The following is a 26,463-nucleotide window of genomic DNA, read 5'->3' on the forward strand; positions in this document are numbered from 1 at the left end:
CGCCTAAAGCTTGTCCTCCGGTTCGTCCCTGAAACCCGCCGGCGACGACTCCGCGAGCCGGTCAGCGATCGATGCCGTCACGCGATAGCCGACGAACGCATCCAGCGCGCGCTCGCCGAAAGCGTCGACACCGCTGGCGGCGGCTTGCTGGTCTCGCTCGAAGTCGACGCCAGAATATTCGACCGCCGACAACACCAGCGGTTCGGGCGATGCTGTCGGGGGCCGGGGATCGACCGCCTCGTCGCCGAGCAGTCGCTCGATCCACGCCAGCGACTTGGTGCCGCTGGCGACGGCCTGCACGACGGCGACGAACCGGCGGACGAAATGGCGCGGAAAGCCGCCGGCCGCGACAGTGAGGGCCAGCACGTCGCCGTCGCGGTCGATACTGGCGGTTATATCGCGTTCAGTTCCGGTGTCGTCGGGCGTCAGGTTATGAAAATCGTGGCGGCCGCTGAGGGCCGCGACCGCATCGGCAGCGCGATCGTCGTCGATAGTGGAGCGGTCGTCGAGTGTGCGACCATCGGGAGTTGGCCCGTCGTCACCGACTTCTTCGGGCGCGTAGAGATGGTAGACGTACTCGCGCCGCGCCGCGTCGTGGGTCGCATGAAAATCGTCGCCAACGTCGGCACTGGCCCACGCTCGGATCGTCGCCGGCAATTCGCTGTTGAGCGCGCGCGGCGACAGCCACTCCGGGCACTCGAAGGCGACCGTCTGAGCAACCGCTGAAACGCCAGCGTCGGTGCGGCCCGCGGCGGCGTAGCCAGTGGGTTTGTCAGCCTCCGGTGGCAGGATCGACAACTCGCGGAGCGCGTCGAACAGCGCGCCTTCAACGGTCGGCACCGACGGCTGCCGCTGGAAGCCGTAGAACGGCCGGCCGTCGTAGGCGAGGCGAAACGCGCGCATCTGGCGTCCATCGCGGCTGTGTGGTGAAAACAATGCAGGAAGCGTGGCCGAACCACGGCACCGACTCAGAAGTCGTCAGTCTGTCTGGCCTCGGCGGCATCCCGATACTCGCTGTAGACGCCTTCGGCCCACTGACGAACGCGGGCATCGGTCGTCTCAAGCAGCGCACGCGGAATCCCCTCATCGTCGGCGACGCCGATCTGGACGGCCTCTTCGTCCGCCAAACCGAGGTAGTATGGCAGTTCAGTCGGCGACACGAGTACCGTCGATCGGCCAGTCGACATCCCCTCGCTGACCAGCAATTTGAACTCCGGGGTTTCGAACGTCGCCGCGACCGACGGCGAGACGACGCTCTCCAGTTCGAGTCCGTCTTCGGTCACAGCGTCGGTGACCGCCCGCGTCGACTCCAGATCAGTAGCCGGGAGGAGCACGCGAAGCCGATCAGCACGGTGGACGATTTCGGTCTGTTTTCGGGCGGGCGCGTACGGGTCCGCATCGGTGGGCGTCGTCACCGTCACGTCGGCCGTCGTCAGCAGGTCGGTATTGATCGCATCGATCGGAGCGTATCGAAGGAACGCCGATAGCTCTGCGGTAGTAGCGACTGTATCGAGTAGTTGAGTCACCGACGAGGCGATTAGTGTTCCGGTGGTCGTGAGACAGTAGCCCTCAGTTGCCTGTTCGATCCAACCACGGTCCTGTAAGGAGTTGAGGGCACGGGCGACCGTCGTTCGGGATGCATCGAGCGCGTCTCATAGTTCCCGTTGTGTGGTGTAGTCCCGCTCGGCGAGTTCGCGCATGACCGCCAGCCGCGATTCGGCCCGCGTCAGGAACTGGACGGCTTCAACTGCCGTTCGGTCGACGCGATCCGTAGCCGAGGACCGATCACTCATGAGAGCCCGGCGTTGGCACCGTTAGGTCACCACCCGATCGACCACACCCACTCCTGTTGTGCACGGTATGCACAGTGTGCACCCAGTAGTATAATACTGTATACCATCGACCGTCCGCTCAAAATGGCTGGTATGCGATGGAAGGGGGTCGCAATCGGGGTACTGCTGTGCGTGTGTTTGCTCAGCACCGGTAGCTCACCGGTCGCCGCACAAGCCACGGCCGGCGAGGTGGACGTATCGACGCTGTACGAAACCGACACCATCGACGGGAACCAGCAGGTCCGTGACCTCGTCCGCACCGAAGAGGGTGGATTAATCGCGCTGGTGATCACGAGCGGCGGACGGGAAACACTCGTCGTCCGCCTCGATAGCTCCGGCGACGTGGTGAGCGAGGAGACCGTTTCGGGACGACTCGAATCCATCAGCCGCGTCGATACCGATGCCTACGCCGCGGCCGGCACACGGGGCGAAGTGGCGATCCTCACCCGAATCAACGAGGAGGGATGGATCGAGTGGACCGAACGCTACGGCGGCGACGAACGCGATGTCGGCTTCGACGCCGTGTCGGCGCCCCACGGTGACACCTACCTCCTCGCTTCGACCGAGTCGTTCCAAAACGACACCGAGTACAACAGTTCGAACCTGTGGGCCGTTCGCGTCGACGACGAGGGCGAGCGCCGCTGGGATCGGCTGCTCGAATACGAGCAATCGACGGTCTTCCCGCAGGGTGAACGACTCAACGACGGCAGCCTCGTTATCACAGGCCAGATCGGGCGCGAACTCGACGGCGATGATACCGACGGCGATACCGAGGTCGCGGCGGTCCGGCTGGCCCCCGACGGCGATACCGAGTGGCGGACGGAAATCAGCGGCGTCGGTGAGTCGGAGGGCTCCGAGCGGGTAGCCGACGTCGCGCCGGCACACAGCAACGGCGTCGTTCTCGCTGGCGGGAGCAACAGCGGAAACGACGACGAGGAGAACTTCGACGCCTGGGCAGCCCAGCTCGGCAGCGACGGCGATGTCGTCTGGCAACAACAGTACGACTCCGATGGTCCGACGTTCGTCTCTAGTGTCGTTCGGACGGCCGACGATTACCTGCTGGCTGGCGGGCAGATCGCCAGAGCAGGGGGGCGAGAGGTAAGCGTGCGGACGCTCAGTCGGATCGATACTGACGGAGACGAACAGTTCAGCACCCTCGTTCCGCGCGACCGGAACGCCCGCGAAACCATCCAAGCAGCCGCGTGGCTCGATGATGGTCGCCTCGCTATCGGCGGGACCAGCGCGGTTGGCGTCGACAGCGGTGAGACACAGAGCGATGGCTGGATTGATGCGGCTGAAAGCTTCCCCGAAGAGGTCGATCCCGGCCCCTCGACATGGGACACTCAGCACTCCGACGCCGAGCAAAATGGCGAGGGGTGGACCGTCGAGGACTCGTCGGCAGACATCATGCTCTTGGGTGCGACAGCGGTGTCGATACTCCTGCTGTTCGTCCCGTACGGCGGACGGCGGCTTCGGAGGTGGCGATAGATGGCGATGATCGAGACACGAAACCTGACGAAACACTACGGCGACGAGCAGGCAGTACAGGGCATCGACCTGACGGTCGAGGAGGGTTCCATTCACGGCTTCGTCGGCCCCAACGGCGCGGGCAAGTCGACGACGATGGGGATGCTCGTCGGCAACATCACCCCGACGGTCGGCGAGGCCACCATCGGCGGCGAGCCCGCCGGCACCCACGCGGCCCGCGAACGGATCGGGTTTGCCCCACAGGACCCGGTGTTCTACGACTCGATGACCGCCGACCAATACCTGAAATACATTGGCACGGTCGCCGGCGTCGAGGGATCGGTCGCCGAGCGCGTCGACGAACTCCTTGAGTGGCTCTCGCTTGCCGACGCGACCAATCAACCGATCGGCGGCTACAGCGGCGGGATGAAACGCCGGCTGAACCTCGCCCAAGCGATGATCAACGATCCGGACCTACTGATCCTCGATGAGCCGACCGCCGAACTCGACCCGCAGGGCCGGTCGGCCATCATCGACGCCCTCCAGCGGTTGACCGAGGAGGGCAAAACCGTCTTCGTCAGCAGCCACATCCTCGCCGAGTTGGAGCAGTTCATCGAGACGGTGACTGTCATCAACGACGGCCAGCTGCTCATGACGGGCCCGCTCGAAGAAGTCTGGGAGAGCGTCGAAACGGCCTACATCGTCGAATCGACCGACGACGACCGGCTTGGGGAGTTGCTGGCGACACACGAGGCGGTTTCCCGCACAGAGCCGGCCGACGATGGCGGGCTCACGGTCTGGACTGACGATCCGGAGGCGTTCGCCACCGCGCTGCCGGCGGTCGCTGGCGACGCTGGCTTGGGGCTGTACTCGATCGAACGTGCCGGCGGACTCGAAGAGGCGTTCCTTGAGATGATCGACGAGGGGGGTGCGTGAATGCGGATCACCACGATCTACGCGAAGACGATAGCGGACCTAGCACGGCCGAAGCTGCTGGTCGGCTATTTCGTCCCGCTGGTGACGTTCGCGCTGTTCTTCGCGGTCGGGACATCGAACAACATGCTGACCGAGGGCGCGCCGCTGTTCCAACAGGAGGCCGAACTGTACACCGTCTCACTGTTTATGGCGTACACCCTCGGGGTCGGCATGCCGCTACAGGCGGTGTGTTCGGTCTTCTGTGCGCTCACTATCGCCTCGGAATCCCAGCGGGGGACGTTGCGAATCCTGCTGAGCAAGCCGATCAAGCGGTGGCAGCTGTATCTCGGCACCTTCGCCGGCATCGTCAGCTACGGGCTGTTGATGGGGATCGTTGGGTTGTTGGTCTCGGCGGTCCTGCTGTACTCGTTCGCGGATGTCGAGGCAGCCGCGCTCGGAGCCGGCGTCTTCGGCTCGATGGTCGGATCGCTGGCCTACGGGCTGTTCAGTATCACGCTCGTCACCGCGATCGGTCTCGCGTTGGCCGTCTATACGAAAGATCGACTCAGAACGGCCGTCGGTGGGTTCGTGATTCCCGTACTCACCTTCGTGTTCATTACGGTGAATCTCTTCGATCTCGACCTCTACGACGACTTCGCGCTGTACCTCATCGATCCCAATCGCCACTTGGCGAACGTCCTCGTCTTCCTCCACGAAACGGTCGGAGCCGGGTTGCCTGCCGAGACACAGGTCTTCATGGCGACGTTTGCAGGCGTCTACGAGCAACCGGACTCGCCGATGCACGTGCCGGAAACGCTCGCATACAGCAGCGATTTCCCCCTGGTGCTGTCGGTTGTGCTGTTGACTGCAGTCACCCTCGTCGCGTTCGTCGTCGGCCTCAGGGAGTTCAGCCGAATGGACGTCTGATCTGGAGCGGTCGCTCACGAATTGATCCGGGTTGAGAGGAGTAAGCCCCCTTCTGTTTCGACCCGACATTCGGCTGAGCAGTCGCGTCGTGTTCGGACTACCTCGGCAGCCAGCGGCGAGCCGCCGGCCGCCTGACGCGACCTTGCACCGGTGAGGATTCACCGTTCCATCCGTTCCTGCCTGTTTTCGCGGTTGACACCGCAGCCCTCGACGGGTTAGCTCCCTTCCCTTACGGGTCGGTTCGCGCGTCTCATCGGTCGGGGCAGGGGGTCTCGTTGCTGTTTCAGAGCCAGCCGTCTCCGACTCCGGGCTTGCGCCCGGTCACCTGTCCGAACGGTGGGGGGACTTTCCTCATGGGGGTGCCCGCTGGCACCGCGCCCACGGGGATCGGGCTCTCTCTACCCGGTTTTCCTACGCGGATAGCACAAATAAGGCGTTCGGTGGCCGCGTAGTCACTGCCTAATTGTCCCTCAACGAATGGGAAGAATTCAAGTCAGTACCGCCCATGCATACCTGTATGTCCGAGGCACAGGCCGTTGAGCTGAGTTATGATGACGGCGCACGAGCGGTCGAACTTGCACGTGAAGCGGTTGAATCATATGTTCTCCATGGTCAGCGCGAACATCCCGGGAGTATGCGTGATGCGTTCTATGCACGCACCGGCGCGTTCGTCCGCATCTGCTCGACCCGTGGCCGTGGCCAACTCCGCGGCTGTGCCGGCGCGTATCGCACCGACGACCAACTCGGCCACGCCATCGTCGACGCGGCGATCAAAGCCGCCTCGTCGGATTCGGCCGGCTCGGAGATCGGCCCCAAAGAACTCTCGGACCTCTCGATTTCTGTCTGCATCGTCAGTAATACCGTACTGACGAACGACCCGCTCGACGACATCGAACTCGGAACCCACGGCGTCGCCCTCGATACCGGCAACGACCACGCGTGGCTCTATCCGACACTCCCAGTCGAGCAGGACTGGAGCAAGGAAAAGTATCTCTCCCTTGTCTGCCGGAAAGCCAACGTCTCACCGATGGCATGGCAGGACGACGAAACGATGATCACTCTTTTCGAAGGCCAAGTCTTCCGCGAGCGACCTGACGGCGGCAGCGTCGAAGCCCTGTAACGCGGAGCGACCCGACCGTTCTACGGACTGTCCGTCCCACCAAAGCCGACCAGCGACGCGTCGCGGTCGGCTCGCTCGGTTGCGCCCGACAGCGAGAGATCGAAGTCGTCGACGACCTCGCCGTCCCGAAGGAGCGGTTCGAGCAGGGCCTCGCCGTCGGTCGGCGCGTCGCCAGCGCGATGGCCGATGTGGTGGCTGCCATCCTGCGTTCGATACACCGATTTGACGCCCGAGAGCTTGCCGCGTTTCGAAATCGGCTCGCCATCGATCTCAACAATGTCAAGCGCGAAATCGACGGGGTCGGCGTTCGAGATCGCGCTGCCGACGCCGAAGCCGTCGGCGACATCTCGCAGTTCGCGGAGGTCGTCGACGCCGAGCCCGCCGCTGACGAAGATGTCCACGTCATCGTGGCCGGCAGCGGCGAGTTCCCACCGCACTTCGCGGATGATATGTCGGAAATCGCCGCGACGGGAGCTCGTCGTGTCGAGGCGGACGCCGTCGAGGGCGTCACCGAGGGCGTCGGCCGCTCGGAGCGTCTCATCGACCTCGTCGGTGAACGTATCACAGAGAGCGATCCGCTGGACAGCGTCGCCAACGGCGGCGTCGAACGCCTGCCATGCGGCTTCCTGCTCGCCGCGGCCGAAACACAGCAGGAGGGCGTGGGGCATCGTCCCGCTGGCCTCGCGGTCGATCCGGTCACCGGCAGCGACGTGCGAAAAGCCATCGAGGCCGGCCAGCAGTGCGGATCGCTCGACGATCGCCGCAATCGAGGGGTGGACGTGTCGCGCGCCGAAGGAGAGCACCGGCGAGTCGGGCGCGGCTGCTCGTATCCGCCGCGCGGCGGTGGCGATGCCCGACGCATGCGAAAGAAAACCGAGCAGCGACGTTTCCAGTCGTGCGAATTCGAGATACGGCCCTTCGATTCGCATGACTGGCCCACCGTCGAAGAATCTGCCCGGCGGGATGGCGTCGACATCGACCGCGCGGTCGGCCAGCAGTGCGGCGGCGTCTTTCACGCCCGCGAGGAGTTCGAACTCGCCAGTTGGGAACTGATCGGCTGTCACCTCGGCGACGACGTGGGGGTTGCGGTCGGCGTGTTCAAGCGCGGCCTCGGTGCGCTCGAAGTAGGCGTCGGTCGCCCGACCGCTCCGGATAGCCTCGGGCGAAATAATATCGAAATCGAGATCGGTCATAGGCCGTGGTTCGGGTCGTGCCACAAAAAGAACAGTGGGGACGACAACGAAGGGAGATCAGCTTCGTCGGCGGGCGACGAACGTGGCCGAGCCAAGTGCGACCAGTGCAGTGAGCGCGGTCCCGATGCCGAAGCCCGGCAGTGAATCAGTTGTCGCATCCGGGTCGAGATCCGGTCGGAGTTCGAACAGGCCCTCGGTCGTCGGCGCGTGGACGATCGTCACGCGTGTGCCATCGACATCGACCGCGTAGGCCCCGCTGAAGCCGCCGTCGTCGACGACGTAGATGCCGGGGGCGGTCTCGTTGGCGTCGTAGGCCGCGAGGATCTCACCGTAGGCGTTCTGGAACTCGATGGCGTCCTCGGCGGTCTCCCATTCGAGGGCCCAGACGTAGCCGTCGTCGTCGCCGCGGCGGTAGGGGTAGAGTTCGTCGCTCACCCAGCCAGCCGACGGTTCGGCGATGTAGTTCCGGCGGTTGTAGGGGTTGTCTCCCGTCTCGTAGAGGACCTCGGGATCAACGGTGTCGGCCCCGTTGGTCGCCGCTTGGTACCAGAACATCACGAAGATCGAGGCCTCGCCGGCGACCTCCGCGCCGTCGCGTCCCTGGCCAGGATACCGCTGCCAGTCGCCGGTCGCCGTGTCGGCGAGATCGATCGGCTGTGGCTCGACCGGCTCGCGGTGGATAATCTCCGTTGTCGTCTCCGGCGGCTCGTTCATCTGCTCGTCGATCCCGTCCCAGCCTTCCTCGGTGACGATCTCATGGACGTACGCCGGGCCGTTCGAGTACGGCTGGAGGACGGTCGTCAGGATGCCGCGGTTGGTCGGCCCGCCACTGCCGCCCGGTGGGCGCACGTCGAAACACCGCCATCGGCCGTCGGTACATCGCTCCTCGTAGCGGGCTTCGACGTAACCTGTCACGCCCTCGTAGAGCCCGGTGACGGCGAGGTCTTCGTCCTGTGTGTCGCCGACGAACTGCGGGGATCCGAGGTTGTGTCGCTGATCCTGGAGGGCGTGCATGAGTTCGTGGATCAGCGTCTTTTCGCTAATGCGCGGCGCGTCAGGATTCTCGGTGACGATGATGATCTCGTCGTTTCGCGGGCTGTAGAGACCATTGACCGAGCCAGTCAGGGTTTGGGTGATCTCGGTTTCGCTGCTGCTGTTTTCGCCGACGATGAACAGGGCTTCCCAGACCTGATCGTTCCAGCGATTGAACATCAGGTTCGACTCGTTGGCCGAGAGCTGTTCGCGGCTGAACGTCTCCGTGTCAGTGACGCGGACCGGAACGTCGGACTCGAACCGCTCGCCGCGGATGACCTCGACACGGGCCATCGACCGGTCGATCAGCAGCTCCAGTTCCCGGTCGGTCAGCCCGTCGGCTTGGCTGAAATTGAGGCGGTCGTCGTGACAAACGCCGTCGACACAGCCAAGCGTGTCGTCAACGAGGAGGTCGTCCGCTTGGTGGACTGTAGTCCCGGAATCAGCAGGCTGTGCGGCGGCCGCGACGGGGAGGGCGGCAACGACGAGGCACAGCAGCACACAGCAGCCAACCGCCGGACGCTTCATACTCGTCGGTGGGGTTCGTGGTTCAAGTACTTTGTTCGACCCCCCACGACAGTGACCTTTAGAAGCCGGCAGCCCAACCGTCGGGTATGAACGTCGATCCGAACGGCAGCGCGCTCGTCGTCGTCGATATGCAAAACGGCTTCTGCCATCCGGATGGCTCGCTGTACGCCCCCGGCAGCGAAGATGCCATCGAGCCGGTCGGCGACCTCGTCGACCGCGCTCATGACGCGGACATGCCGGTCGTCTACACCCGGGANGTCCACCCGCCNGANCAGTTCGANGNNNNCCACTACTACGACGAGTTCGACCGCTGGGGNGANCACGTCNTCGAGGGGTCGTGGGANGCNGAGNTCNNCGACGACCTNCCCGTCGCCGATGACGACCACGTCGTCGTGAAACATACTTACGACGCCTTCTATCAAACCGAGTTAGAGGGCTGGCTACAGGCCCACGGCATCGACGACCTCCTGATCTGTGGCACGCTCGCTAACGTCTGTGTGTTCCACACCGCCGGGAGTGCCGGCGTCCGCGATTTCAAGCCGGTCGTTATCGAGGACGCGCTGGGCTACATCGAGGAAGACGACCGCGAGTACGCGGTCGATCACTGTGACTTCCTCTTTGGCGAAGTCACGACCAGCGAGGAGCTGTCGTTCTGATGGCCCCCGGTGATCTCGAAGCGGTTCCCGACACCTCGGACATCTACTACGTCGATACCGGGATGTACGATGTCGCTGGCTACGGCGCGGTCTACATTTTCGATACCGACGAACCGGCAGTCATTGACACCGGCATCGGCACCAACCGCGAACGCATCTTCGACGCGCTCGATGAACTCGGCATCGACTCACTGAGCTACGTTCTGCCGACCCACGTCCACCTCGATCACGCCGGCGGCGCGGGCTTTCTCGCCGAAGCGTTCCCCGACGCGGAAGTGTTGGTCCACGAACGCGGCGTCGACCACCTCGTCGATCCCAGTCGCTTAATCGAGGGAACGAAGGCCGCCGTCGGCGACATGTGGCCCTACTACACCGAGCCGAAACCGGTGCCCGAAGAGCGGATCGACGGACTCACAGATGGCGACGAAATCGATCTCGGCGGGCGGACGCTCACGGCGCACGAAGCCCCGGGCCACGCGCCGCACCAACTCGTCTTCGAAACCGACGGGATCGTCTTCACCGGCGATGCCGCCGGCATCTACGTCGCCGACCGCGACGAGATTCGCGTCACGTCGCCGCCACCGCAGTTCGACGTACAGGGGTGTCTCGACGACGTGTCGATGATTCAGTCGCTCGACCCCGAAACGCTGTGTTTCGCCCACTTCGGGCCGCGGAGCTATGACGAAAGACTGCTCGACGGTTACAAGCGAACGCTCGTCGAGTGGGTGCAGGCGGTCCGCGAGCAGCGCGACCGCCACGCCGACGACGAGGCAGTCATCGATTACTTCGTCACCAACACCGAGCTGACCGAAATCTGGGGCACTGAGAAAGGGTGGGCCGAAACCCGGCTCAACGTCCGCGGCGTTCTCAGTGCGTTGGATCAGGGCCGCGTCGACGGCGACTGAATTATAACCCTCGGCGACATCACCGTCACCCAATCGAGTCGCTCCAGTATTCACACTGATTCCCATGCCACCTGAGACGACCACAACTGACGGATCAGAGAACAGCGACGAGCCGTCGCTGGGTGGAATTCTGATTCATCCGATCACGTTTCTCGGCGTTTTCGGCGTCGGCTTTCTGATCGCCGGGCTGGTCTATGCGGTCGCCGATCGACCGTTCACGAGAGCCAACGCCCGCAACGCGTTGAACTGGCATCTCTCCGTGTTCGGCCTCGCCGCAGTCACGGGCGGGCTGTTCGTCCTCGGCCATACTGGCATCGTCGACGGCAGCGAGACCGTCGGCTGGTCGTTGCTGCCGGCACCGATCGATGCGGTCGTCGGAACCATCGGCGTCGTCTTCTTCGTCCTGACGCTGGTCGCGGGCCTACTCACGATCGTGTTTTCGATCGTGGCGACGATCAACGCCGTCGTCGGCGACGCGTGGCCGTATCCCTTCGCACCGGAGTTGATCGAGCGGGAGAGCTAACAGCGGGCTCGAGGTCGCTACTGGTCGGCACGAGGACCGTGACCGCGAGCGGCTGCCAGATCCTCGTGGGTGTTGATGTTGGCGAAGGCGTCAGGATCGACGTGCGCCCGCACCACGCGCTCGGGGACGACGAACGGATCGAGCAGTGGTAGCAACTCATCGAGGCGGTCAGCGTGTTGCTCACGAGCCTCCTCACAAGCAGCCGTCGCTGCGCGAACGTGGAGTGCGGCCGGCACGGGCTGAACACGGCCATCGACGCGGGGGACTGCTCCCGTTCGGTTTTCGGCCCGCGACAGCAGGTACTCGATGAACGCCGCCGGCAACGACGGCATGTCGCAGGGGATCACAGCCGCATACGTCGCCGTCGTTTCGGCAAGCGCGGTTCGCAGGCCGACGAGTGGCCCGCGGTCGGGGACAGGGTCGATAGCAAACGTCGGCTCGAAATCGTCGAGCGCGTCGGCGAAGGCATCCCGTTGGTCGCGCCGGCAGTTGACGAGGAGATCATCGACGACGGGCGCGAGATTCCCGGCGACGTGACGGATGAGTGGCTGGCCGTCCAGCGGAGCGAGGGCCTTATCGATCGTCGGGAACCGCTCGGAGCGACCGCCGGCGAGGATGATCCCGGCGCGGCCGGTGTCCGCCGCCACGTCCGTCGCGGAGGTCTCACTCGGCAGCGACATGGCTGGGTGCTCGATGCTGTGGCTTGCTCTGGGGTGAGTCCGAAGCGGTCGGTGCGGACGTGCCGATACGCTGGGTGACTGGACGATCGGTCGTGCTCACTGGATCACCCCGCCGATACGATCTCGATTCATGGATGACCGTTTGTCAGATAGTATCCGATAAAACACTGGTGATTTCACCTGTATCCATTTTATACTGTCTATTCGCTGTTTGAAAACCCTAATCATTAACGTTTAGATGATTTTCGTATTCTGAATCCGCAAGCGTTCGGTTTATATTCAAATATAAGGCCATTATATCCGAAGACAGCGGGTTAATTCAGACGATAGCAATCGTTTGTTCTGGTAAGCAACGTAGTTATAAAATTTCGTATTAAATTTCAGTGTCAGATGGCTCGATCCGTATCGAGACAGTCGTGGCTTCGACGCTCTTAAGCGAACTTAGGCAGAAGGTATGTGGGATGAGTGACCTGGCACTGGACGTGGTCGAGTGCGTCCTCACGACACACCTGTACAACGAGACGCGCTCGTTGGACGAAAACGACCTCCCGCCCCGCTTTCGTCAGGTGTTTTGGACCGACCGGACCGACGAGGACACCGACCAAGAAGCTCCCGACGACGAGCCGTTACCGCCGGGAGAGATTAACCGTCCGCTACGTGCGACCGAGTCGGTCGCCCGAACGGCCACCGGCGTCGAACGCCCGTGGGACGCGATTTCGGACCTACTGTTTACCCAGCGCGAGGAGTTCTCGGGCGAGATCTCGATTACCCAACCGGAGATGGCCATCGAGTGGTACCTCGAACGTGCTGACGACGAGCGGCTGGTGACGAACCCGACGATGGCTCACGCCGTCGAAGACGAGGAGGGCGTGACCGTCACCTACGACGACGCCCGCCAGAACAACCGCCCGATTCAGGCCGACCGCGTCTGGATCGACGCACTGCTCTCGCAGTATTTCGACGAGGACGACGACGCCGAGATGCTGGATCTCGTGTCGGTGCGCGCCCCCGAAGAGATCGAGATGANCCTCGACGANCTCGTNCTNACNACCGANCANGANGANGAAATNNAGAAGNTCGTNAAGGCCATCGAGCACCGCGANTANCTCGCNNNNATCGGCCTGCGNGAGATCGGNAAACTCCTCTTCGTCGGCCCGCCGGGGACCGGCAAAACGACGATTTCCCGCGCGCTGGCTCACGAACTCGGCCTGCCGTTCGTCGAGGTCAAACTCTCGATGATCACCAGTCAGTACCTCGGCGAGACGGCGAAAAACGTCGAGAAGACCTTCGAGGTCGCCAAGCGACTTTCGCCGTGTATCCTCTTTATCGACGAGTTCGATTCGGTCGCCAAGACCCGCCGCAGCGACGAACACGCCGCACTGAAGCGGGCAGTCAACACGCTGCTCAAGTCGATCGACGACATCTCGCTGATCCGCGACGACGTACTCCTGATCGGCGCGACTAACCACCCCGACCAACTCGACGCCGCGGCATGGCGACGCTTCGACGAGATCGTCAACTTCCCGAAACCCGATAGTGGGATGCGGGCTGACATCCTCGAAGTCATCACCAAACCGATGGAGATAGACGGTTTCGATCCCGAAATCATCGCCGAACACACCGAGGGCCTGACCGGCAGCGATCTCCGAATGGTGCTCCGTGAGGCCGTCTTGGAGGCTCTCACCGAGGAGCGGACCGAACTCACACAGGAAGATCTGATCGCCGCCGTCGAAGACTTCGAGGAGCGCGATAATCTCAAGAACATGGACATGATCGACGGCGACGGCGCGGCCCTCACCGGAAGCACGGACGGCCACGACCACGACGACCACGATCACGACCACGACGGCGAGGCCGACCACGGCGAGGCGAGCGACGCCGAAACCCCACCACAGTAGGAGCCACACGGGATGAGCATGCGTGTCACCCTTCTCGGCACCGGCGACACGACGGGGACGCCGACCGTCGGCTGTGAGTGTGACACCTGTACCGAAGCTCGTGCCCGCGGCGTCGAGCGCAGCCGGTTTTCGGTCCACATCGAAAACGAACGCACCGACGAGTCGGTTCTCATCGATCTGAGCCCGGATTTCCGCCAGCAGTTCCTCATGTGGGACGTGCCGCTACCCGATGCAGCGGTCGTCACCCACATCCATTTCGACCACCTCGACGGCCTCGGCAACGCCTATCGCGTCTTCGACTCTTTGCCCGTCTACGCCGCCAACGAAGTCGACCCAGCGACCGGAGAGTCCGTCGCCGAAACAGTCCGCCGGAAGTACGACTACCTCGACCGGGTGGCGGTTCACGACGTGACGCCGGAGGACCCAATCGAGGTCTGTGGACTCGAACTCACGCTCGTCCCCGTCGAACACCCGCCGCTGCTCTGTTACGGGCTCGTCGTCGTCGACCCCGAAACAGGGGCAAAACTCTCGCTGTCAGGCGATACCAGCTACGACGTGCCCGCCGACTCCCGTGAGCGACTCCGCGATCCCGACTTGTTTCTCGCCGACGCCATCGTGCCGGCCGCACTCTGTGAGCGCCACCCGCTCGGCGGCAGCGACCACGACGAAAGCGGTGTCCCGCAAAGCTTCGGAACGAAGCACATGACCCGCGAGGGCGCGCTGGCGATGGCCGCCGAACTCGACGCCGATGTGACGCGGCTGGTGCATACGGCTCACTACTATCCGGCCGAGGAGGCCTTCGAGGAACCGCTGGCGGTGGATGGCGAACAGTATCGCCTCGACGCCAGCGGTGTGACGCGGCTCGATACGGCGACCGAGACGACCACCGAGTCGGGGCCGATGACTGACTGATCAAATCGTTGCAACTGCTCAGAACAGTTTGTAGTATTGTTCGGCGTCGCTGTCGGGTGCGGCCCACGCAACGCCAGGATCGGGAGACTCGCCGGCCCAGCAGTCGCGTTCATCGATCGGCGTCAGCGACGAGGCAGCGTCCGCCTCGTGGGTCGCCAGTACCTCACGCAGGATATCGAGGTGGGCTTCCAACGGGTCGTCGCTGTCGGCGTCAGTAAACAGCAGCAGCGCGGTGTCGGCGGGGAGATGGCCGGGGAGGTCGGCCTCGTCGGCGGTGATCACGCGTTTCGTGAGCCGGGAGTTCGCAAGGTTGTGGAGCCGTTCAGTGACGGTCGGCTCGATTGAGCCGGCGTGGACCTCGATGATCGCCATCGTTTCGCGTCTGAACTCAGTGAGGCGGAGCGCGCTCCACGCCAGCCACGTCGCATCCTGCGAGCCGGGAGCATCGTGGGGCGTCGAAAAGTCGAGCCGGCGGACGATCTCTGCGAACTCCCCCTCGAAGAACGCCTCATAACTCGCCGGCGGCTCGGCCGGCGGCTCGGGATGGGCAGCGATGTACCACGCACACAACATGGCGAGGTGTTCGTCCAACGCCTGCGTGAACTGGGTCAACGCGGCTTCGCGGGCCCTGTCCTCGTCGCTGCGGTGGTTCTCGTCGGCCGCATCGTCGTCGATGTCGCTACCGATGTCACCGTCGATGTCGCTACCGGTATCGTCGGCGACATCGGTCCCGCCGTTGCCGACGCTGCGTGCAGCGGTGGCAGGTCGGTCGGGCTGGGCCGGCGGCTGCGGGGAGGTAGAAATCACGTCCGAGCGGGTGACGAACACGACGACGAGATACGCCGCGAACAGCGACACCGACAGCTGGCCGAGCAGGAACGTGATCTCACGGCGGGGGAAAATGCCGATCAGCGTCGGCGCGATCTCGAAGAGGTAGAGCAGATAGACGACACCGAAGGCGAGACTCGACAGCAGCAGGGAGAGATACGGCCACTGCAGCAGGTCGTCACTGAGGTCGGGCGTCGCTTGCATTGGTGTGACCAACTCACGACACCATCATTAATCATTGGTCGCCTCAGAAGTCGTCGGCGAACTTGCTGCGGTTGTTGATGTCGATCTCGCTGATGCTCGATCCCTCCCGCGTCGCGGCGAAGGCGATAGCGTCGGCTACTTCTTCGGGCTCGCTGGCCTCGCCTTCCTCGAAGACCTCCTCGAATGCGCGGCCGTCAGTTGATTCGAACTCAGTGCGGACCGCACCGGGGTTGACGACGGTGACGCCGACGCCGTCGTCACCGACTTGGGCGGCGACGCTCTTGGCGAAGCCGCGGGTCCACCACTTCGAGGCGGCATAGACGGGGTTGTACGAGCGGGGGTACTGGCCGGCAAAGCTCCCGAGGAAGATCAGATGACCTTCCTGCTCACGAACGTGGGGGATCGCCGCCCGCGTCGCATAGAACATCCCATCGATGTTGGTTTCCTGCATCGTCTCATACTCGTCGGTCGCCATCGTCTCCACGTCGCTGCCGCGTGCGAGGCCGGCGTTGTTGACGAGGATATCGAACCCGCCGAACGTGGCGACCGTCTCCTCGATCAGCTCGTCGACAGCCGATTCCTCCCGGACATCGGTCGGCACGACCAGCGTGTCGACGCCGTAGTCGGCTTCGATCTCGGCAGCGACCTCCCGCAGTCGAGCCTCGCTACGGGCAGCGAGGACGACGGTCGCGCCCTCGGCGGCGAGCGCGCGGCAGGTCGCCGCGCCGATTCCGCTGCTTGCACCGGTGACGATAGCAGTCTGCCCGTCGAGTGGGTCGGTTGACATACATGGGCTCAACGGCTCCCCGATGTAAGCCGTTCTGGAACCGACTCGCCGGGATCACGACGCGGCACCGACACACCCTCGCGGAAAATCTATACTGCTCGCAGTCCAGTGATATACTATGGGTCTCTGCAAGGATTTCGTCAACGGAATCGTCTCGCTCGTCATCAGCGTCGCAATCACCATCGCCCTCGCCGGCGACGACGACAGCTACACGCTCAGCGATGTCGCACTCTCGGTAGCGATCTCGGCGTTCCTCTCGGGCTTTTTCACGAGCTATTTCGCCGAGTGATCGCCCCAAGAATCGACGGCAGCCACACCTCACAAGAACCGGCCCAGCCCGCTCTGTGACCGACTGACGCCATCGGGATCGGCGACCCACGGGCTTCGCTCGTCGCGGATTGCCCGCAAATCCACATCGGGCGACTCTGCCGGTTCGTAGCCCGGACACGACTCGCCACAGTCGGTCGCGGGATCGACGATGCGGTCGAACCACTCGCAGTACGGCCGGCCGTCGTCGGTCGGCGCGGCGTGATCACAGGCCGGCAGGTCGTAGGTGCGCCACCCCTTCCCGTAGGCGCGTTCGGCGATCCGCCGTCGCTTGCGAGCCTTCGCGTCGGCATCGACGACAGCGATATCGGTGCGGAGCGGTTCGGCGTTCGTCGGCTCGATGCCGGGCTCATCGGGCGACAGCGGCGTCGGCTCGCGGACGACCGTTCGCTCGCCGTCGTCGGGATCAAACCGCCAGACTCCGACCGAATCCGGCAGGCGATTGAGATGGGCGCGGGTGACGTAGCTCTCAGTGGCGAGGATCACCTCGTCGAAGAGCCCCAAGGCGATATCGACGCGGAGTTGGCGGTCGAGATCACCCGGCCGGGCAAGGTCCGGCTTGTTCTCGATGCCGACGAGTGAGTCGATCCAGTCGGGGTATCGGGTCGTCTGCCGGACGTACCGCCGGCCGTTGTGTCGCTCGACTTCGAAAAAGCCGCAGTCAATAGAGCGATCAACGACACTGCGGGCGTGTTCGATGCTGCAGTCGAACGCGTCCCGCCAGTCGACGGCCGCGCCAGCACCAACGTCGCTTTCGATCGCAAGCGACGGGATTTCGCGGCTCGTGATCGCCGCGCGGTCGCCGAGAGCGTCGGTGGTGCGGACGGCACAGAGGTCCATGATCCGGCCGCCGGGGTCGGCGACCGCGCCGCCGAGTTGGCGGGCGATGAGCCAGTCGGTCGTCGCTTCGAGGTGGGCGGCCAGTGCCAACTCGAAGCGGAACTCCATACGCGGCGTTGGTCGCCGGCGAACAAAAACCGGTCGCCATCGACGCTGCCGACGCGCTACCCAGTCATTGCTACCGTCCCGAAATCGGTATCCCGAGGGGTCGCCTACGACCGGTATGCGCCGAATCATGCGGAACGCGCTGTTGCTGACGGGCTTTGTCGTCGTCGCGCTGCTGGCGGTGGGGGCGGTCCCGAGCTATCTCGGCAGCGGCGACGCCTACTACCTCGAAGCGACCCCGACCGACGAAGCGGGGGCGGCGGTCAACGCCACCGGGATCAGCGAGCGGCGGTTCCCGTATCTCACGACGGCACTGACCGCCGATGACGGCCGCTCGGAGGGCTACCAGCGCGCGCTGGGCGGCTACAAGACGTTGTTCGCCCACTCGCCGTTCGACGAGTTCGACGCCCTCCAGCGGCTCGATCGGGAGGCCGTCCGCGACGACGGCGACCGCGTGCTCGTCACCTACGATGGCGACCGCTACAGCGTCGCCATCGTCAGCGACGCGGGCGGTGGAGAGCAGTGAGCGACGACCATCACCTCTCGACGCTGGGTGAGCCTGAGTGGCCGATCATCGAATCAGTCACCGAGTACGAGACAGGGTGGTTCACCGGCGGCTACGATCTGGTCGAACAGCCCGACGGCTCCGAAAAACGGTACTATTGGGCCGAGTTGCCACCGGCCGCGGTAATCGTCGCGGTGACCGACGGCGAGCTGTTGTTCGTCGAACAGTACCGCCCGACGATCCGTGAGACGCAGTACGAACTCCCAGCCGGCATCGTCGAGCCCGACGAATCCTTCTGTGAGGCGGCGGCCCGCGAACTACAGGAGGAGGTCGGCTTTCATCCGGGAGAAACCGAGCTGTTGGAGGACTTCTGGTGTTCGACCGGCCTGCTTCGACACCGCCGCGGGATCGTGCTGGCGACCGATCTCAGCGAGGCGGACCGAACGCTGGACTCCAACGAGTTTCTGGTGCCGAAATCGGTGCCGGTCAAGGAGGCGTTGTCGGTTGCTCGCGCCCAGCCGACGAACGATGCAACGCTGGAAGGCGTCTTGCTGGCGAAAGAAAAAGGGGTGCTGGAGCGTTAACCGTTGATGTGGACGGTCAACACCGGGGTTTCGGATTGTCTGACGACTTTCTCGGTGACGCTCCCGATGAACTGCCGTTCGACACCGCTGCGGCCGTGGGTCCCCATAGCGATGAGATCGGCATCGTGCTCCTCGGCGTAGTTGATGATCTCCGTGTGGGGCGTCCCCTCACGACAGACTGAAACGGTGTCACAGCCGACATCGGCGAGCTCCTCGGCGATCGCCGAGGTATACGCCTCGCCCTCGGCTTGGAGGACCTCGTGAACGTCCACACTGCCTTTCGCCATTCCGGTCGTGCTCTGTGGCTCGGTCTTCCGTTTGAACATCCCGGTTCGCCAGTTGCCCTGCTCGTCCTTTTCGAGTGTCAAGGACGCGTCACCGGCGTCGGGGGTGACCACGTAGAGAACGTGGATCGTCGAGTCGTACGTGGTTGCGAGGCTCTCTACGTGCTGCATCACGGTTTCGGCTCCTTCACTACCGTCTGTCGGATAGACGATGTCGTCGTACATTGGAAGCCCCTCCATATGAAAATAGGAAGGAGAGTTACATAAGTGTGCTGTTCGTTCGCATTTAAAATCATGTTGTCAAGTGCGAGCCACATATGAAACTGGTCAAAAAGTGTATATAGCATCTTTCGTTGGGTTTGAACTCGTTTTACTTTTCAGATTTGGGTGGCAGATACTGCCGCCATATCGGAACTATCACCGTTCATGGGGTACCCAGCCGCCGACACGCCAAGCAACCGAGGACGGCGGAAGCAGGCTGTGACCTCCCGACANTGTTTAATANGACGNNNCTGTANGNNNCGNCGTAATGTCGGAAGTCTGCTCGACGTGCGGATTGCCCCAGGAACTCTGCGTCTGCGAGGACGTCGCCAAGGAGTCCCAGGAGATCAGCATCCGCATCGACGAGCGCCGATACGGGAAGGAGGTAACGGTCATCGAGGGGTTCGACCCGAAGGACGTCGACATGGACTCGCTGTCTTCGGACCTCAAGTCCAAGTTCGCCTGCGGGGGCACCGTCGAGGACGGCGCCATCGANCTCCANGGGAACCACNNNGGNCGCGTGGAGGACTTCCTCCGCGACAAAGGTTTCACCGTCGCGTGATCGACACCTGACGCTTTCTCCCGTCCGACACTCGTTCGCAAGTCACCAGCGGCTGTGCTCTCCGTACAGCACGGTGGCTGGGCTCGCCTGTGTCGCGGAAGCTGAACTGTTATGTGGCTGTCGACCCTGTCGTTGCCTATGAGGATTGGGTGGGTCGGCGGCTGTGTCGTACTGCTCCTGATCGCGCTCTGTACCATCCCGGCTATCGGTGCGGCCACGAGCGATGTTTCGTCGTCGCCAGCGACAGCCATCGACGACGGGTCAGCAACGGTCGAACCACTGACGACGAACGCAACGACGCTGACCGACGCGACGACGACAGAGCAGCCGAGGCCGCTGTCGAGCCACACCGATCTGACGCTGACGACGATCCTCGATCGGACGCCGGAGCAAGTCGGCGAGGTCACCGCCACGGTCGAGGTCGATATCCCGGATGCATTCACCGAGTTGGAGCTTCAAATCTCCCCGAACGTCACCGTCACCGACACCGACGGCTTCAGCGAAACGAGCGACGGCGTCTACGAGTGGGACGAACAGACAGAGCAGCCGTCGGTCACCTACCGCGTCGACGCCACCGAGCGAGGCGAAAGCGACGATCCGGAAGCTGACGGGCAGTACCGCTTCGCCGACACTGAAGACTGGTCGCTCGTTCGCATCCCACCGCAGCCGTCGATCAGCGGGCGATACACCGGCACCGATGAGCCAGCGGTCGTCCGCGAAACCGAGATCGACGGTCCCGGCGCGGCCGGCGATGCGATCGCGTTCCTCGGTGACTACGAGCGACGCACCCACACGGCCCACGGCCAGACGTTCACGCTCATCGTTCCCGAGGCAGCGGATCTCGAAGCCAGCCCTGACGAGATCTTCGAGGCCGTCGCAGGCGCGTCAGACCGGCTGCGCGTCGGCGACCGCGACGAGGAAGTGTTCATGATCGCCGCGCCGACCGGCGAGATCGATTGGGCCGTCCGCGGGCTCCAAACCGGCGATACCGACTTCTGGGTCCAAGACAGCGAGCGGCTGGATACGGCGGCGAACAACTGGGTCCACGAGTACGTCCACACCCGGCAGGACTACGAAGCCGAGACCAGCTTCCGATGGTTCACCGAGGGGAGTGCGACCTACTACGCCGCTCTCGACTCCCTGCAGTCCGGGCGAATCGGCTTCGATCGCTTCCAACGATTCATCGCTGAGGGCGAGGAGGAGCCCCAAGTCGAGGCGACGCTGAGCGAGCCCGACACGTGGGAGAACTACGCCAACTACCGGAAGGGCGCGCTGATCGCCGGCGGGATCGACCGCCAGATCCGGCTGGCGACGGACCAGGAGGCGAGCCTCGCCACTGTCTTCCGGGCGATCAACAGCCATGACGGGTCGGTCGACGCCGCGACGTTCGGCGGTTACGTCCAGCAGGTCGCCGGCGAGCAAACGGCGGACGAAGCCATCGGGGCGACGACGACTGACGCCCTCATTCCGATGTGGGATGCCGACGAACACGCTACCGCCTTCGGGCAGCAGCCGGCCGCCTTCGCCTACCGATTCGCCGACAACGAGCCGATCACCGTCACGAGCGACGGCACGACGACCACCGCGGATACGAACGTCACCCTCAGCGTCAACGACACGCTGGCGGTCGGAATGGTGGTCGAAAACGTCGGCGGAACCGTCGGCGATTACGAACTCGCCTTCCGCGTCAACGAGACCGAGTTGACCCGCGAGGGCCGACTTGATCCCAGTGAAACGGCGAGCCACCGGTTCGAGTACCGGTTCACCGAGCCCGGCGTCTACCCGGTCGCCGTCGGCGACGAGACGCTGACCGTCACCGTCGAGGAGTCCGGTCTCGGCAGCGTCGATCTTCCGGACGGCAGCGATATTCCGACCGACATCGAAACCCCCGGCTTCGGCTTCGTTCCGGCCATCGCCGCGCTGTTGGGCGTCGCCGGGCTCCGGTGGTATCGACGCGAGTGACGCGACGAAGAACGGGCAACTCAGTCGGTGCGGGCTGCGGTTTTTATAATCGGCTCTCCTGCACCACGTATGGACGTTCGGCAGTCACTGGTGGTGGGTTGTGTCCTCGTGTTCATGCTCTGTGCGGTGCCGGCCGTGAGCACGGCCGACGCCGGAACGGAGACGACAGTACAGGAAATCCGGCCGGCGGAGGACTCGCTCCCGCAAACCTCGTCGAGCGACGAGATATCGGTGACAACGACGCTCGACCGGACACCGGAGACGGTCGGCGAGATGACCGTCACGGTCGCCGTCGAGATTCCGGATCGGGTCACCGAACTCACGGCCATCATTCCGGATCGGGCACGCGTCTCGGGAACTGACGGCTTCAGTGCCGTCAGCGACACGGACTACGAGTGGGACAGCGAAACAACGCGGCCGACCGTGACCTACCGGGTCGATCCTAACCGACTGTCGGATCGAGAGGGGCCGCTGTCGGTCGACGGCCAGTACCTCTTCGCGGACACCGACGACTGGGCCCTCGTTCGGATTCCCCACACCGGGATCAGCGGTCGCTACACCGGCAGCAGGCCGATCACGCTCGACCAGGAGACCGACATAGACGGCCCCGGAGCGGCCGGCGAGCGGATGGCGTTCCTCGGCCCGGTTGACGTGCGGACGACTCGCGCCCACGGCCAGCGGTTCCGCCTCATCATTCCCGATGCGGCCGATCTCGAGGCCAGCCCCAGCGAAATTTTCGACTCGGTCACCCACGCTTCCGACCGGCTCCGGGTCGGCGACCGCGACGAGACAGTGACGATGATCGCCGCGCCGACCGGCGAAGTCGGCTGGACGGTGCGCGGCCTCCAGATCGGCGATGCGGACCTGTGGGTGCGGGACAGCGAAGGGCTGGCGACGCCGCCGAACGTCTGGCTCCACGAGTACGTCCACACCCGGCAGGGGTACACCACCGACGAGGACTTCCGGTGGTTCACCGAGGGGAGTGCGACCTACTACGCCGCGCTGCTGTCGCTCCAGCAGGATCGAACCGACTTCGAGTCCTTCCGGCGGTTCCTGCGATCCGGTGAGGGACGACCGCAGGCGTCGGCGACGCTGAGCGAGCCCGATAGCTGGGAAAACTTCGCCGAGTACCGCAAGGGCGCGCTCGTCGCCGGCGAGATCGACCGGCAGATCAGACGCGAAACCGACCGTGAGGCGACACTTGACACTGTCTTCCGTGAGGTCAACGCCGAGACAGAACCCGTGAGCGCGCGAACGTTCCGGAGCGGAGTCAGAGACGCCGCGGGGAGCGAAGTCGGCGACGCTGCGAACCGCTACACGACGACCACGGCGGTGCCGTCGATGTGGGACGGCGACGCCCACGCCGCAGCGTTCGACCAATCGCCCGCCCGGTTCAGCTACCGCCTCGCGGAGACCGACCCGATTCGCGTGAGCGGGCCGGAGCGGGACACGTCGCTATCGGGGCCTGACCTCGCGCTCGTCGCTGGCGAAACTCTTCGGATCAGGATGGCCGTCGAGAACGTCGGCGGAACCGTTGGCGACTACGAACTCGCCTTCCGCGTCGACGACACGGAGCAGCCTCGCTCGGGCCGGCTTCGGGCCGGCGAGCAGGTGATCGAGACGTTCGAATACACCTTCACCAACCCCGGCGAGTACACCGTCGCCGTCGGCAACGAGCAGTTCGCCGTCGCGGTCGCACCGGCCGACAGCGACGACGGCGAAACGGGAACCGTCGATACCGAGCCGCCGGAACCGCTTGAGGACACGGTGGAAGGAACGACTGACGACGGTGAACAGGCGGAGGAAGAGAAGGAGAACGAAACAGCGACCGACGAAAGCGATGTATCAGCTCCCGGCTTCGGCGTCGTGCCGGCACTGATCGCGCTCGTGCTCGTCGCTGGCGGCTATCGCCGACGACGGCGAACTTAGAACGGGGCTTCGGGGCCCTCGTCGAGAGCCTGTTGGGTCTCGGATTCGAGCGGCCCGTCCCACGCAGTGAGGCCGCCGTCCATGCTCTCGACGCGGCTGTCGGCGGTGCCCTCGTAGGAGCCGATCAGGCGGGCGGCTTGGACGCTGGCTTGGCCGTGCGGACAGACAGTGATGATCCGGTCGGCGTCGGCGAGTTCGGCGACGCGATCGGGGAGCGTCTCGAAGGGGATGTTCTCGCTGTCGGGGATGTGACCCTGCTCGTAGGCCGTCGGCGAGCGGATGTCGACGATCCGGGCGTCGTCGCCGTCGAGTAAGTCTTCGACCGCTGCGGGGCTGATTTCGCCGTCCATGTCTCTGCCCAGTCGAGCGGCGACCATAAGCCCCGCGGCAGCGCGGCGTGGCACGTCGCCGGCTGGCGCGCGCTGTGGCAGTCAGGGCAGCGGCAGCTCGCGGTTGTCCTTGTAGTAGAAGATGATGCCGAAGACGATCGTCATCAGGAAGTAGACGATCCCGAGGCCGACGCCCGTCAGCACGCTGAACAGGAGGCCGCTCTGCCAGACGACAAGCGAGTACAGCGTGAGCAACACGGCCAGCATGAAGGAGATGAACACCAGAGCGACGGAGGGCGACTGGCTGGCAGCTCGCAGCGCGAGCAGCACGCGGCGAGCCCGGCCGCTGGAGAGCAGCCGAACGATGCGCTCACGGACCATACCGCCACCAACGAAAGGGGTAAATAAATACTCATTGCCTGTCCGCTCGTGTATCTGCCCGTCACAGCGGGGTGAGAGTTTTACGTCGGCTGGCCGACCGTCGGGCTATGACCGCGCCGTTCGTCGTCGTCGGTGCCGACGCCGCCGGGTTGAGTGCCGCCAGCAAATACCGCCGCGTCGATCCCGACCGCGAGGTGATCGTCTTCGAGAAAGGCCAGTGGATCTCGTATGCCTACTGCGGGATGCCGTACTTCATCGCCGGCCGGATCGACCAGCTGAGCGATCTGCTCTCGCTGTCGCCAGCGGAAGCCGACGAGCGCGGGATCGACCTCAAGCGTGGCCATGAAGTGATCGCCGTCAACCCCGACGACGGAGTCGTTCACATCGAACGCGGCAAGGACGGCGAGACTATCGAGCAGCCGTACTCCGATCTCCTCGTTGCGACCGGCGGCCGGGCGTCGACTGGTCCCTTCGATGTGCGTGACCTCGACGGTGCGTTCACCCTCCACAACATGGACGCCGCGGCGGCCATCGACGCCTACATCGCCGACTCCGAGAGCTACAGTTTCGATCGCGTGGCCGACACCCCAGTCGACCGCGAGCGGATCGAATACAACGCCGGGCAGCCGGCCCCCGAGACGGCGGCGATCGTCGGCGGCGGCTACGTCGGCGTCGAGATGGCCGAAGCCCTCCGCGAGCGCGGCCTTGAGGTACATCTCTTCCAGCGATCCGGCCACGTCCTACCGCCGTTCGGGAAGCCGGTCGCTGACCGCGTCGAAACAGAACTCGCTGAACAGGGCGTGACCGTCCACACGAATACCCCAGTCGCCGAACTCCGCGGCGAGGAGCGAATCAAGGCCGTCTCCTTCGACGGCGGCGACGACGAGATTCCGGTCGATCTCGCTATCGTTGGCGTCGGCATCCAGCCGAACACGGAGCTGCTGGACGACACCGGGATCGAATTGGGTGAGGGTGGCGCGATCCGCACCGACGAGTACGGCCGAACGAATCTCGATCGGGTCTACGCGGCGGGCGACTGCGCAACCGCCCGCCACACCGTCACTGGCGAGGAGACATGGGTGCCGCTCGGGCTGACGGCCAACCGTGGCGGCCGCGCGATCGGCGCGACGGTCGCCGGCGACGAAACACCGGTCGGCGACATCGCGGGTACGGCCGTCGTCAAAGCCTTTGACATGGAATGTGGGCGGGTCGGACTGCTCGACGAGACAGCCGCCCGCAAGGCCGGCTTCGACCCAGTTCGAAAAACGATTACTGCGGGGTCGCGGTCGGGCTACTACCCCGGCAACGCCGAAACCGACGTGACGCTCGTTGCCGACCGCGAAACGGGGAAACTGCTGGGCGGAGCCATCGTCGGCAGCGACCGCGCGGCCGTCCGGATCAACACGCTGTCGACCGCGCTGGACGCCGGGCTGACGGTTCCGGAAGTCGAGCGACTCGATCTCGCCTACGCGCCGCCGTTCAGTCCGGTGTGGGATCCCGTGTTGGTCGCGGCGAAGGTGCTCGGTGGCCAGCTTCCGGACTGAAAAGTGGCCGGTTGGGTTGTCGCGGCACATTCCAGCCGCCGGCATATAAACGGCCACCCCCTATCGGTGGTGTGGCAAACGCAGCAATCGTCGTTCTGGCAGGCAACGAATCGCATGCAGACTACGGCCGGCTCGCAAACGCACTCGAAGCCGCCAAGGAGTTCGCCGAAACCGACGGCGACGACGTGAAACTGATCTTCGACGGCGCGGGCGTCCAGTGGGTGCCCGAACTCGAAGACCCCGACAGCGACTACCACGACCTCTTCGAAGCCGTTCGAGACCACGCCGCAGTCTGTGACTTCTGTGCGAGCGCGTTCGATGTCGCGGAGGCCGTTGACGAATCCGGGCTGACGACGCTCGCCGAATACGACGGCCACCCGAGCATCCGCGATCTGGTCGCCGACGAGTACGAGATCATTACGTTCTAACGCGGCCGTTTCACC

At 64.4% G+C, this 26,463-nt stretch carries 27 protein-coding genes, 1 other RNA gene and 3 pseudogenes; 17 read left to right on the forward strand and 14 right to left on the reverse strand.

Annotated elements, in window-relative coordinates:
• Positions 1 to 3: 3 nt before the first annotated feature.
• The 4 genes and pseudogenes from truA to EGH24_RS15300 form a co-directional block, all read right to left on the reverse strand.
• Positions 4 to 903: a tRNA pseudouridine(38-40) synthase TruA gene (truA, locus tag EGH24_RS06920; RefSeq protein ID WP_142979446.1), complete on the reverse strand. Its 900-nt coding sequence runs from the start codon at positions 901 to 903 to the stop codon at positions 4 to 6.
• A gap of 65 nt (positions 904 to 968) precedes the next feature.
• Positions 969 to 1,526 (reverse strand): transcriptional regulator FilR1 domain-containing protein, encoded by a 558-nt coding sequence (locus EGH24_RS06925; RefSeq protein WP_142979447.1) that lies wholly within the window; start codon positions 1,524 to 1,526, stop codon positions 969 to 971.
• A pseudogene (locus tag EGH24_RS15935) lies at positions 1,506 to 1,640 on the reverse strand (hypothetical protein); the annotation flags it as partial. The gene EGH24_RS06925 and the pseudogene EGH24_RS15935, both read right to left, overlap by 21 nt.
• Before the next feature lie 12 nt (positions 1,641 to 1,652).
• Complete coding sequence (locus tag EGH24_RS15300; RefSeq protein ID WP_185903264.1) at positions 1,653 to 1,793, reverse strand: hypothetical protein; 141 nt, start codon at positions 1,791 to 1,793, stop codon at positions 1,653 to 1,655.
• A 132-nt stretch (positions 1,794 to 1,925) separates the two neighbouring features.
• Between EGH24_RS15300 and EGH24_RS06930 the strand changes: the two genes are divergently transcribed.
• Genes EGH24_RS06930 through EGH24_RS06940 form a run of 3 tightly spaced genes read left to right on the forward strand, consistent with a single transcriptional unit; the run spans position 1,926 to position 5,141 of the window.
• Positions 1,926 to 3,320 carry a hypothetical protein gene (locus EGH24_RS06930; RefSeq protein ID WP_142979448.1) on the forward strand — a complete coding sequence of 465 codons (1,395 nt, stop codon included), beginning with the start codon at positions 1,926 to 1,928 and terminating at the stop codon, positions 3,318 to 3,320.
• Positions 3,321 to 4,235: an ABC transporter ATP-binding protein gene (locus EGH24_RS06935; protein ID WP_142979449.1), complete on the forward strand. Its 915-nt coding sequence runs from the start codon at positions 3,321 to 3,323 to the stop codon at positions 4,233 to 4,235.
• Positions 4,236 to 5,141, forward strand: coding sequence for an ABC transporter permease (locus EGH24_RS06940; RefSeq protein ID WP_142979450.1), 906 nt, complete (start codon positions 4,236 to 4,238; stop codon positions 5,139 to 5,141).
• Between the two features lie 33 nt (positions 5,142 to 5,174).
• Here the strand turns inward: EGH24_RS06940 and rnpB are convergent.
• Positions 5,175 to 5,540: RNase P RNA component (gene rnpB, locus EGH24_RS06945), an RNA gene on the reverse strand.
• A gap of 118 nt (positions 5,541 to 5,658) precedes the next feature.
• Here rnpB and EGH24_RS06950 point away from each other — a divergent pair.
• The gene (locus EGH24_RS06950; protein WP_142979451.1) at positions 5,659 to 6,261 is read left to right on the forward strand and encodes a TIGR00296 family protein; all 603 of its coding nucleotides are present in this window, start codon (positions 5,659 to 5,661) and stop codon (positions 6,259 to 6,261) included.
• A 20-nt stretch (positions 6,262 to 6,281) separates the two neighbouring features.
• On the opposite strand, the gene EGH24_RS06955 is transcribed toward EGH24_RS06950, so the two are convergent.
• Together EGH24_RS06955 and EGH24_RS06960 are read right to left on the reverse strand one after the other, a co-directional pair.
• Positions 6,282 to 7,454, reverse strand: a complete 1,173-nt coding sequence (locus tag EGH24_RS06955; protein ID WP_142979452.1) for a nicotinate phosphoribosyltransferase — start codon at positions 7,452 to 7,454, stop codon at positions 6,282 to 6,284.
• A 57-nt stretch (positions 7,455 to 7,511) separates the two neighbouring features.
• Complete coding sequence (locus EGH24_RS06960; RefSeq protein ID WP_142979453.1) at positions 7,512 to 9,014, reverse strand: Hvo_1808 family surface protein; 1,503 nt, start codon at positions 9,012 to 9,014, stop codon at positions 7,512 to 7,514.
• Between the two features lie 86 nt (positions 9,015 to 9,100).
• Between EGH24_RS06960 and EGH24_RS06965 the strand changes: the two genes are divergently transcribed.
• From EGH24_RS06965 to EGH24_RS06975, 3 genes are all read left to right on the forward strand, one after another.
• Positions 9,101 to 9,670: a cysteine hydrolase family protein gene (locus tag EGH24_RS06965; protein ID WP_142979454.1), complete on the forward strand. Its 570-nt coding sequence runs from the start codon at positions 9,101 to 9,103 to the stop codon at positions 9,668 to 9,670.
• Positions 9,670 to 10,575 carry an MBL fold metallo-hydrolase gene (locus EGH24_RS06970; RefSeq protein ID WP_142979455.1) on the forward strand — a complete coding sequence of 302 codons (906 nt, stop codon included), beginning with the start codon at positions 9,670 to 9,672 and terminating at the stop codon, positions 10,573 to 10,575. The genes EGH24_RS06965 and EGH24_RS06970 overlap by 1 nt, the downstream gene beginning before the upstream one ends.
• Before the next feature lie 64 nt (positions 10,576 to 10,639).
• Positions 10,640 to 11,098, forward strand: a complete 459-nt coding sequence (locus EGH24_RS06975; RefSeq protein WP_142979456.1) for a DUF4870 domain-containing protein — start codon at positions 10,640 to 10,642, stop codon at positions 11,096 to 11,098.
• A gap of 17 nt (positions 11,099 to 11,115) precedes the next feature.
• Here EGH24_RS06975 and EGH24_RS06980 read toward each other — a convergent pair whose 3' ends face one another.
• Positions 11,116 to 11,778: a molybdenum cofactor guanylyltransferase gene (locus EGH24_RS06980; RefSeq protein ID WP_142979457.1), complete on the reverse strand. Its 663-nt coding sequence runs from the start codon at positions 11,776 to 11,778 to the stop codon at positions 11,116 to 11,118.
• A 461-nt stretch (positions 11,779 to 12,239) separates the two neighbouring features.
• On the opposite strand from EGH24_RS06980, the pseudogene EGH24_RS06985 reads away from it, so the two are divergent.
• Both EGH24_RS06985 and EGH24_RS06990 read left to right on the forward strand, forming a co-directional pair.
• Positions 12,240 to 13,676 (forward strand): annotated as a pseudogene (locus EGH24_RS06985) (ATP-binding protein).
• An 18-nt stretch (positions 13,677 to 13,694) separates the two neighbouring features.
• A pseudogene (locus tag EGH24_RS06990) lies at positions 13,695 to 14,516 on the forward strand (MBL fold metallo-hydrolase); the annotation flags it as partial.
• 90 nt (positions 14,517 to 14,606) lie between these two features.
• Here EGH24_RS06990 and EGH24_RS06995 read toward each other — a convergent pair.
• Together EGH24_RS06995 and EGH24_RS07000 are read right to left on the reverse strand one after the other, a co-directional pair.
• Positions 14,607 to 15,620 carry a hypothetical protein gene (locus EGH24_RS06995; protein ID WP_142979458.1) on the reverse strand — a complete coding sequence of 338 codons (1,014 nt, stop codon included), beginning with the start codon at positions 15,618 to 15,620 and terminating at the stop codon, positions 14,607 to 14,609.
• Positions 15,621 to 15,663: 43 nt separating this feature from the next.
• Positions 15,664 to 16,407 carry an SDR family oxidoreductase gene (locus tag EGH24_RS07000; RefSeq protein WP_142979459.1) on the reverse strand — a complete coding sequence of 248 codons (744 nt, stop codon included), beginning with the start codon at positions 16,405 to 16,407 and terminating at the stop codon, positions 15,664 to 15,666.
• A 118-nt stretch (positions 16,408 to 16,525) separates the two neighbouring features.
• Between EGH24_RS07000 and EGH24_RS15305 the strand changes: the two genes are divergently transcribed.
• Positions 16,526 to 16,696, forward strand: a complete 171-nt coding sequence (locus tag EGH24_RS15305; protein WP_185903265.1) for a hypothetical protein — start codon at positions 16,526 to 16,528, stop codon at positions 16,694 to 16,696.
• A gap of 29 nt (positions 16,697 to 16,725) precedes the next feature.
• Here the strand turns inward: EGH24_RS15305 and EGH24_RS07005 are convergent, their stop codons facing one another.
• Positions 16,726 to 17,682 carry a DUF5787 family protein gene (locus EGH24_RS07005; RefSeq protein ID WP_142979460.1) on the reverse strand — a complete coding sequence of 319 codons (957 nt, stop codon included), beginning with the start codon at positions 17,680 to 17,682 and terminating at the stop codon, positions 16,726 to 16,728.
• Positions 17,683 to 17,797: 115 nt separating this feature from the next.
• Between EGH24_RS07005 and EGH24_RS07010 the strand changes: the two genes are divergently transcribed.
• Both EGH24_RS07010 and EGH24_RS07015 read left to right on the forward strand, forming a co-directional pair.
• Complete coding sequence (locus EGH24_RS07010) at positions 17,798 to 18,205, forward strand: hypothetical protein (RefSeq protein ID WP_142979461.1); 408 nt, start codon at positions 17,798 to 17,800, stop codon at positions 18,203 to 18,205.
• Positions 18,202 to 18,768 (forward strand): NUDIX hydrolase, encoded by a 567-nt coding sequence (locus EGH24_RS07015; RefSeq protein WP_142979462.1) that lies wholly within the window; start codon positions 18,202 to 18,204, stop codon positions 18,766 to 18,768. Before EGH24_RS07010 ends, EGH24_RS07015 begins: the two co-directional genes overlap by 4 nt.
• Here EGH24_RS07015 and EGH24_RS07020 read toward each other — a convergent pair.
• The gene (locus tag EGH24_RS07020) at positions 18,765 to 19,292 is read right to left on the reverse strand and encodes a universal stress protein (protein ID WP_142979463.1); all 528 of its coding nucleotides are present in this window, start codon (positions 19,290 to 19,292) and stop codon (positions 18,765 to 18,767) included. The genes EGH24_RS07015 and EGH24_RS07020 overlap by 4 nt on opposite strands.
• Before the next feature lie 289 nt (positions 19,293 to 19,581).
• Between EGH24_RS07020 and yciH the strand changes: the two genes are divergently transcribed.
• From yciH to EGH24_RS07035, 3 genes are all read left to right on the forward strand, one after another.
• Positions 19,582 to 19,875 (forward strand): translation initiation factor, encoded by a 294-nt coding sequence (gene yciH / locus EGH24_RS07025; RefSeq protein ID WP_142979464.1) that lies wholly within the window; start codon positions 19,582 to 19,584, stop codon positions 19,873 to 19,875.
• 138 nt (positions 19,876 to 20,013) lie between these two features.
• Positions 20,014 to 21,837 (forward strand): PGF-CTERM sorting domain-containing protein, encoded by a 1,824-nt coding sequence (locus EGH24_RS07030; protein ID WP_142979465.1) that lies wholly within the window; start codon positions 20,014 to 20,016, stop codon positions 21,835 to 21,837.
• A gap of 69 nt (positions 21,838 to 21,906) precedes the next feature.
• Entirely contained in the window at positions 21,907 to 23,766 is a 1,860-nt protein-coding gene (locus EGH24_RS07035) for a hypothetical protein (protein ID WP_142979466.1), read from the forward strand.
• Here the strand turns inward: EGH24_RS07035 and EGH24_RS07040 are convergent.
• Positions 23,763 to 24,116, reverse strand: coding sequence for a rhodanese-like domain-containing protein (locus EGH24_RS07040; RefSeq protein WP_142979467.1), 354 nt, complete (start codon positions 24,114 to 24,116; stop codon positions 23,763 to 23,765). The genes EGH24_RS07035 and EGH24_RS07040 overlap by 4 nt on opposite strands.
• Before the next feature lie 81 nt (positions 24,117 to 24,197).
• Complete coding sequence (locus EGH24_RS07045) at positions 24,198 to 24,476, reverse strand: hypothetical protein (protein WP_142979468.1); 279 nt, start codon at positions 24,474 to 24,476, stop codon at positions 24,198 to 24,200.
• Between the two features lie 107 nt (positions 24,477 to 24,583).
• Here EGH24_RS07045 and EGH24_RS07050 point away from each other — a divergent pair, with 107 nt between their 5' ends.
• Positions 24,584 to 26,020, forward strand: a complete 1,437-nt coding sequence (locus EGH24_RS07050; RefSeq protein WP_142979469.1) for an FAD-dependent oxidoreductase — start codon at positions 24,584 to 24,586, stop codon at positions 26,018 to 26,020.
• Between the two features lie 71 nt (positions 26,021 to 26,091).
• Positions 26,092 to 26,448, forward strand: coding sequence for a DsrE family protein (locus EGH24_RS07055; protein ID WP_142979470.1), 357 nt, complete (start codon positions 26,092 to 26,094; stop codon positions 26,446 to 26,448).
• The last annotated feature ends 15 nt before the right edge of the window (positions 26,449 to 26,463 follow it).

Origin of the sequence: Halonotius terrestris (assembly GCF_006861665.1) — an archaeon.
Taxonomy (GTDB): Archaea; Halobacteriota; Halobacteria; order Halobacteriales; family Haloferacaceae; genus Halonotius; species Halonotius terrestris.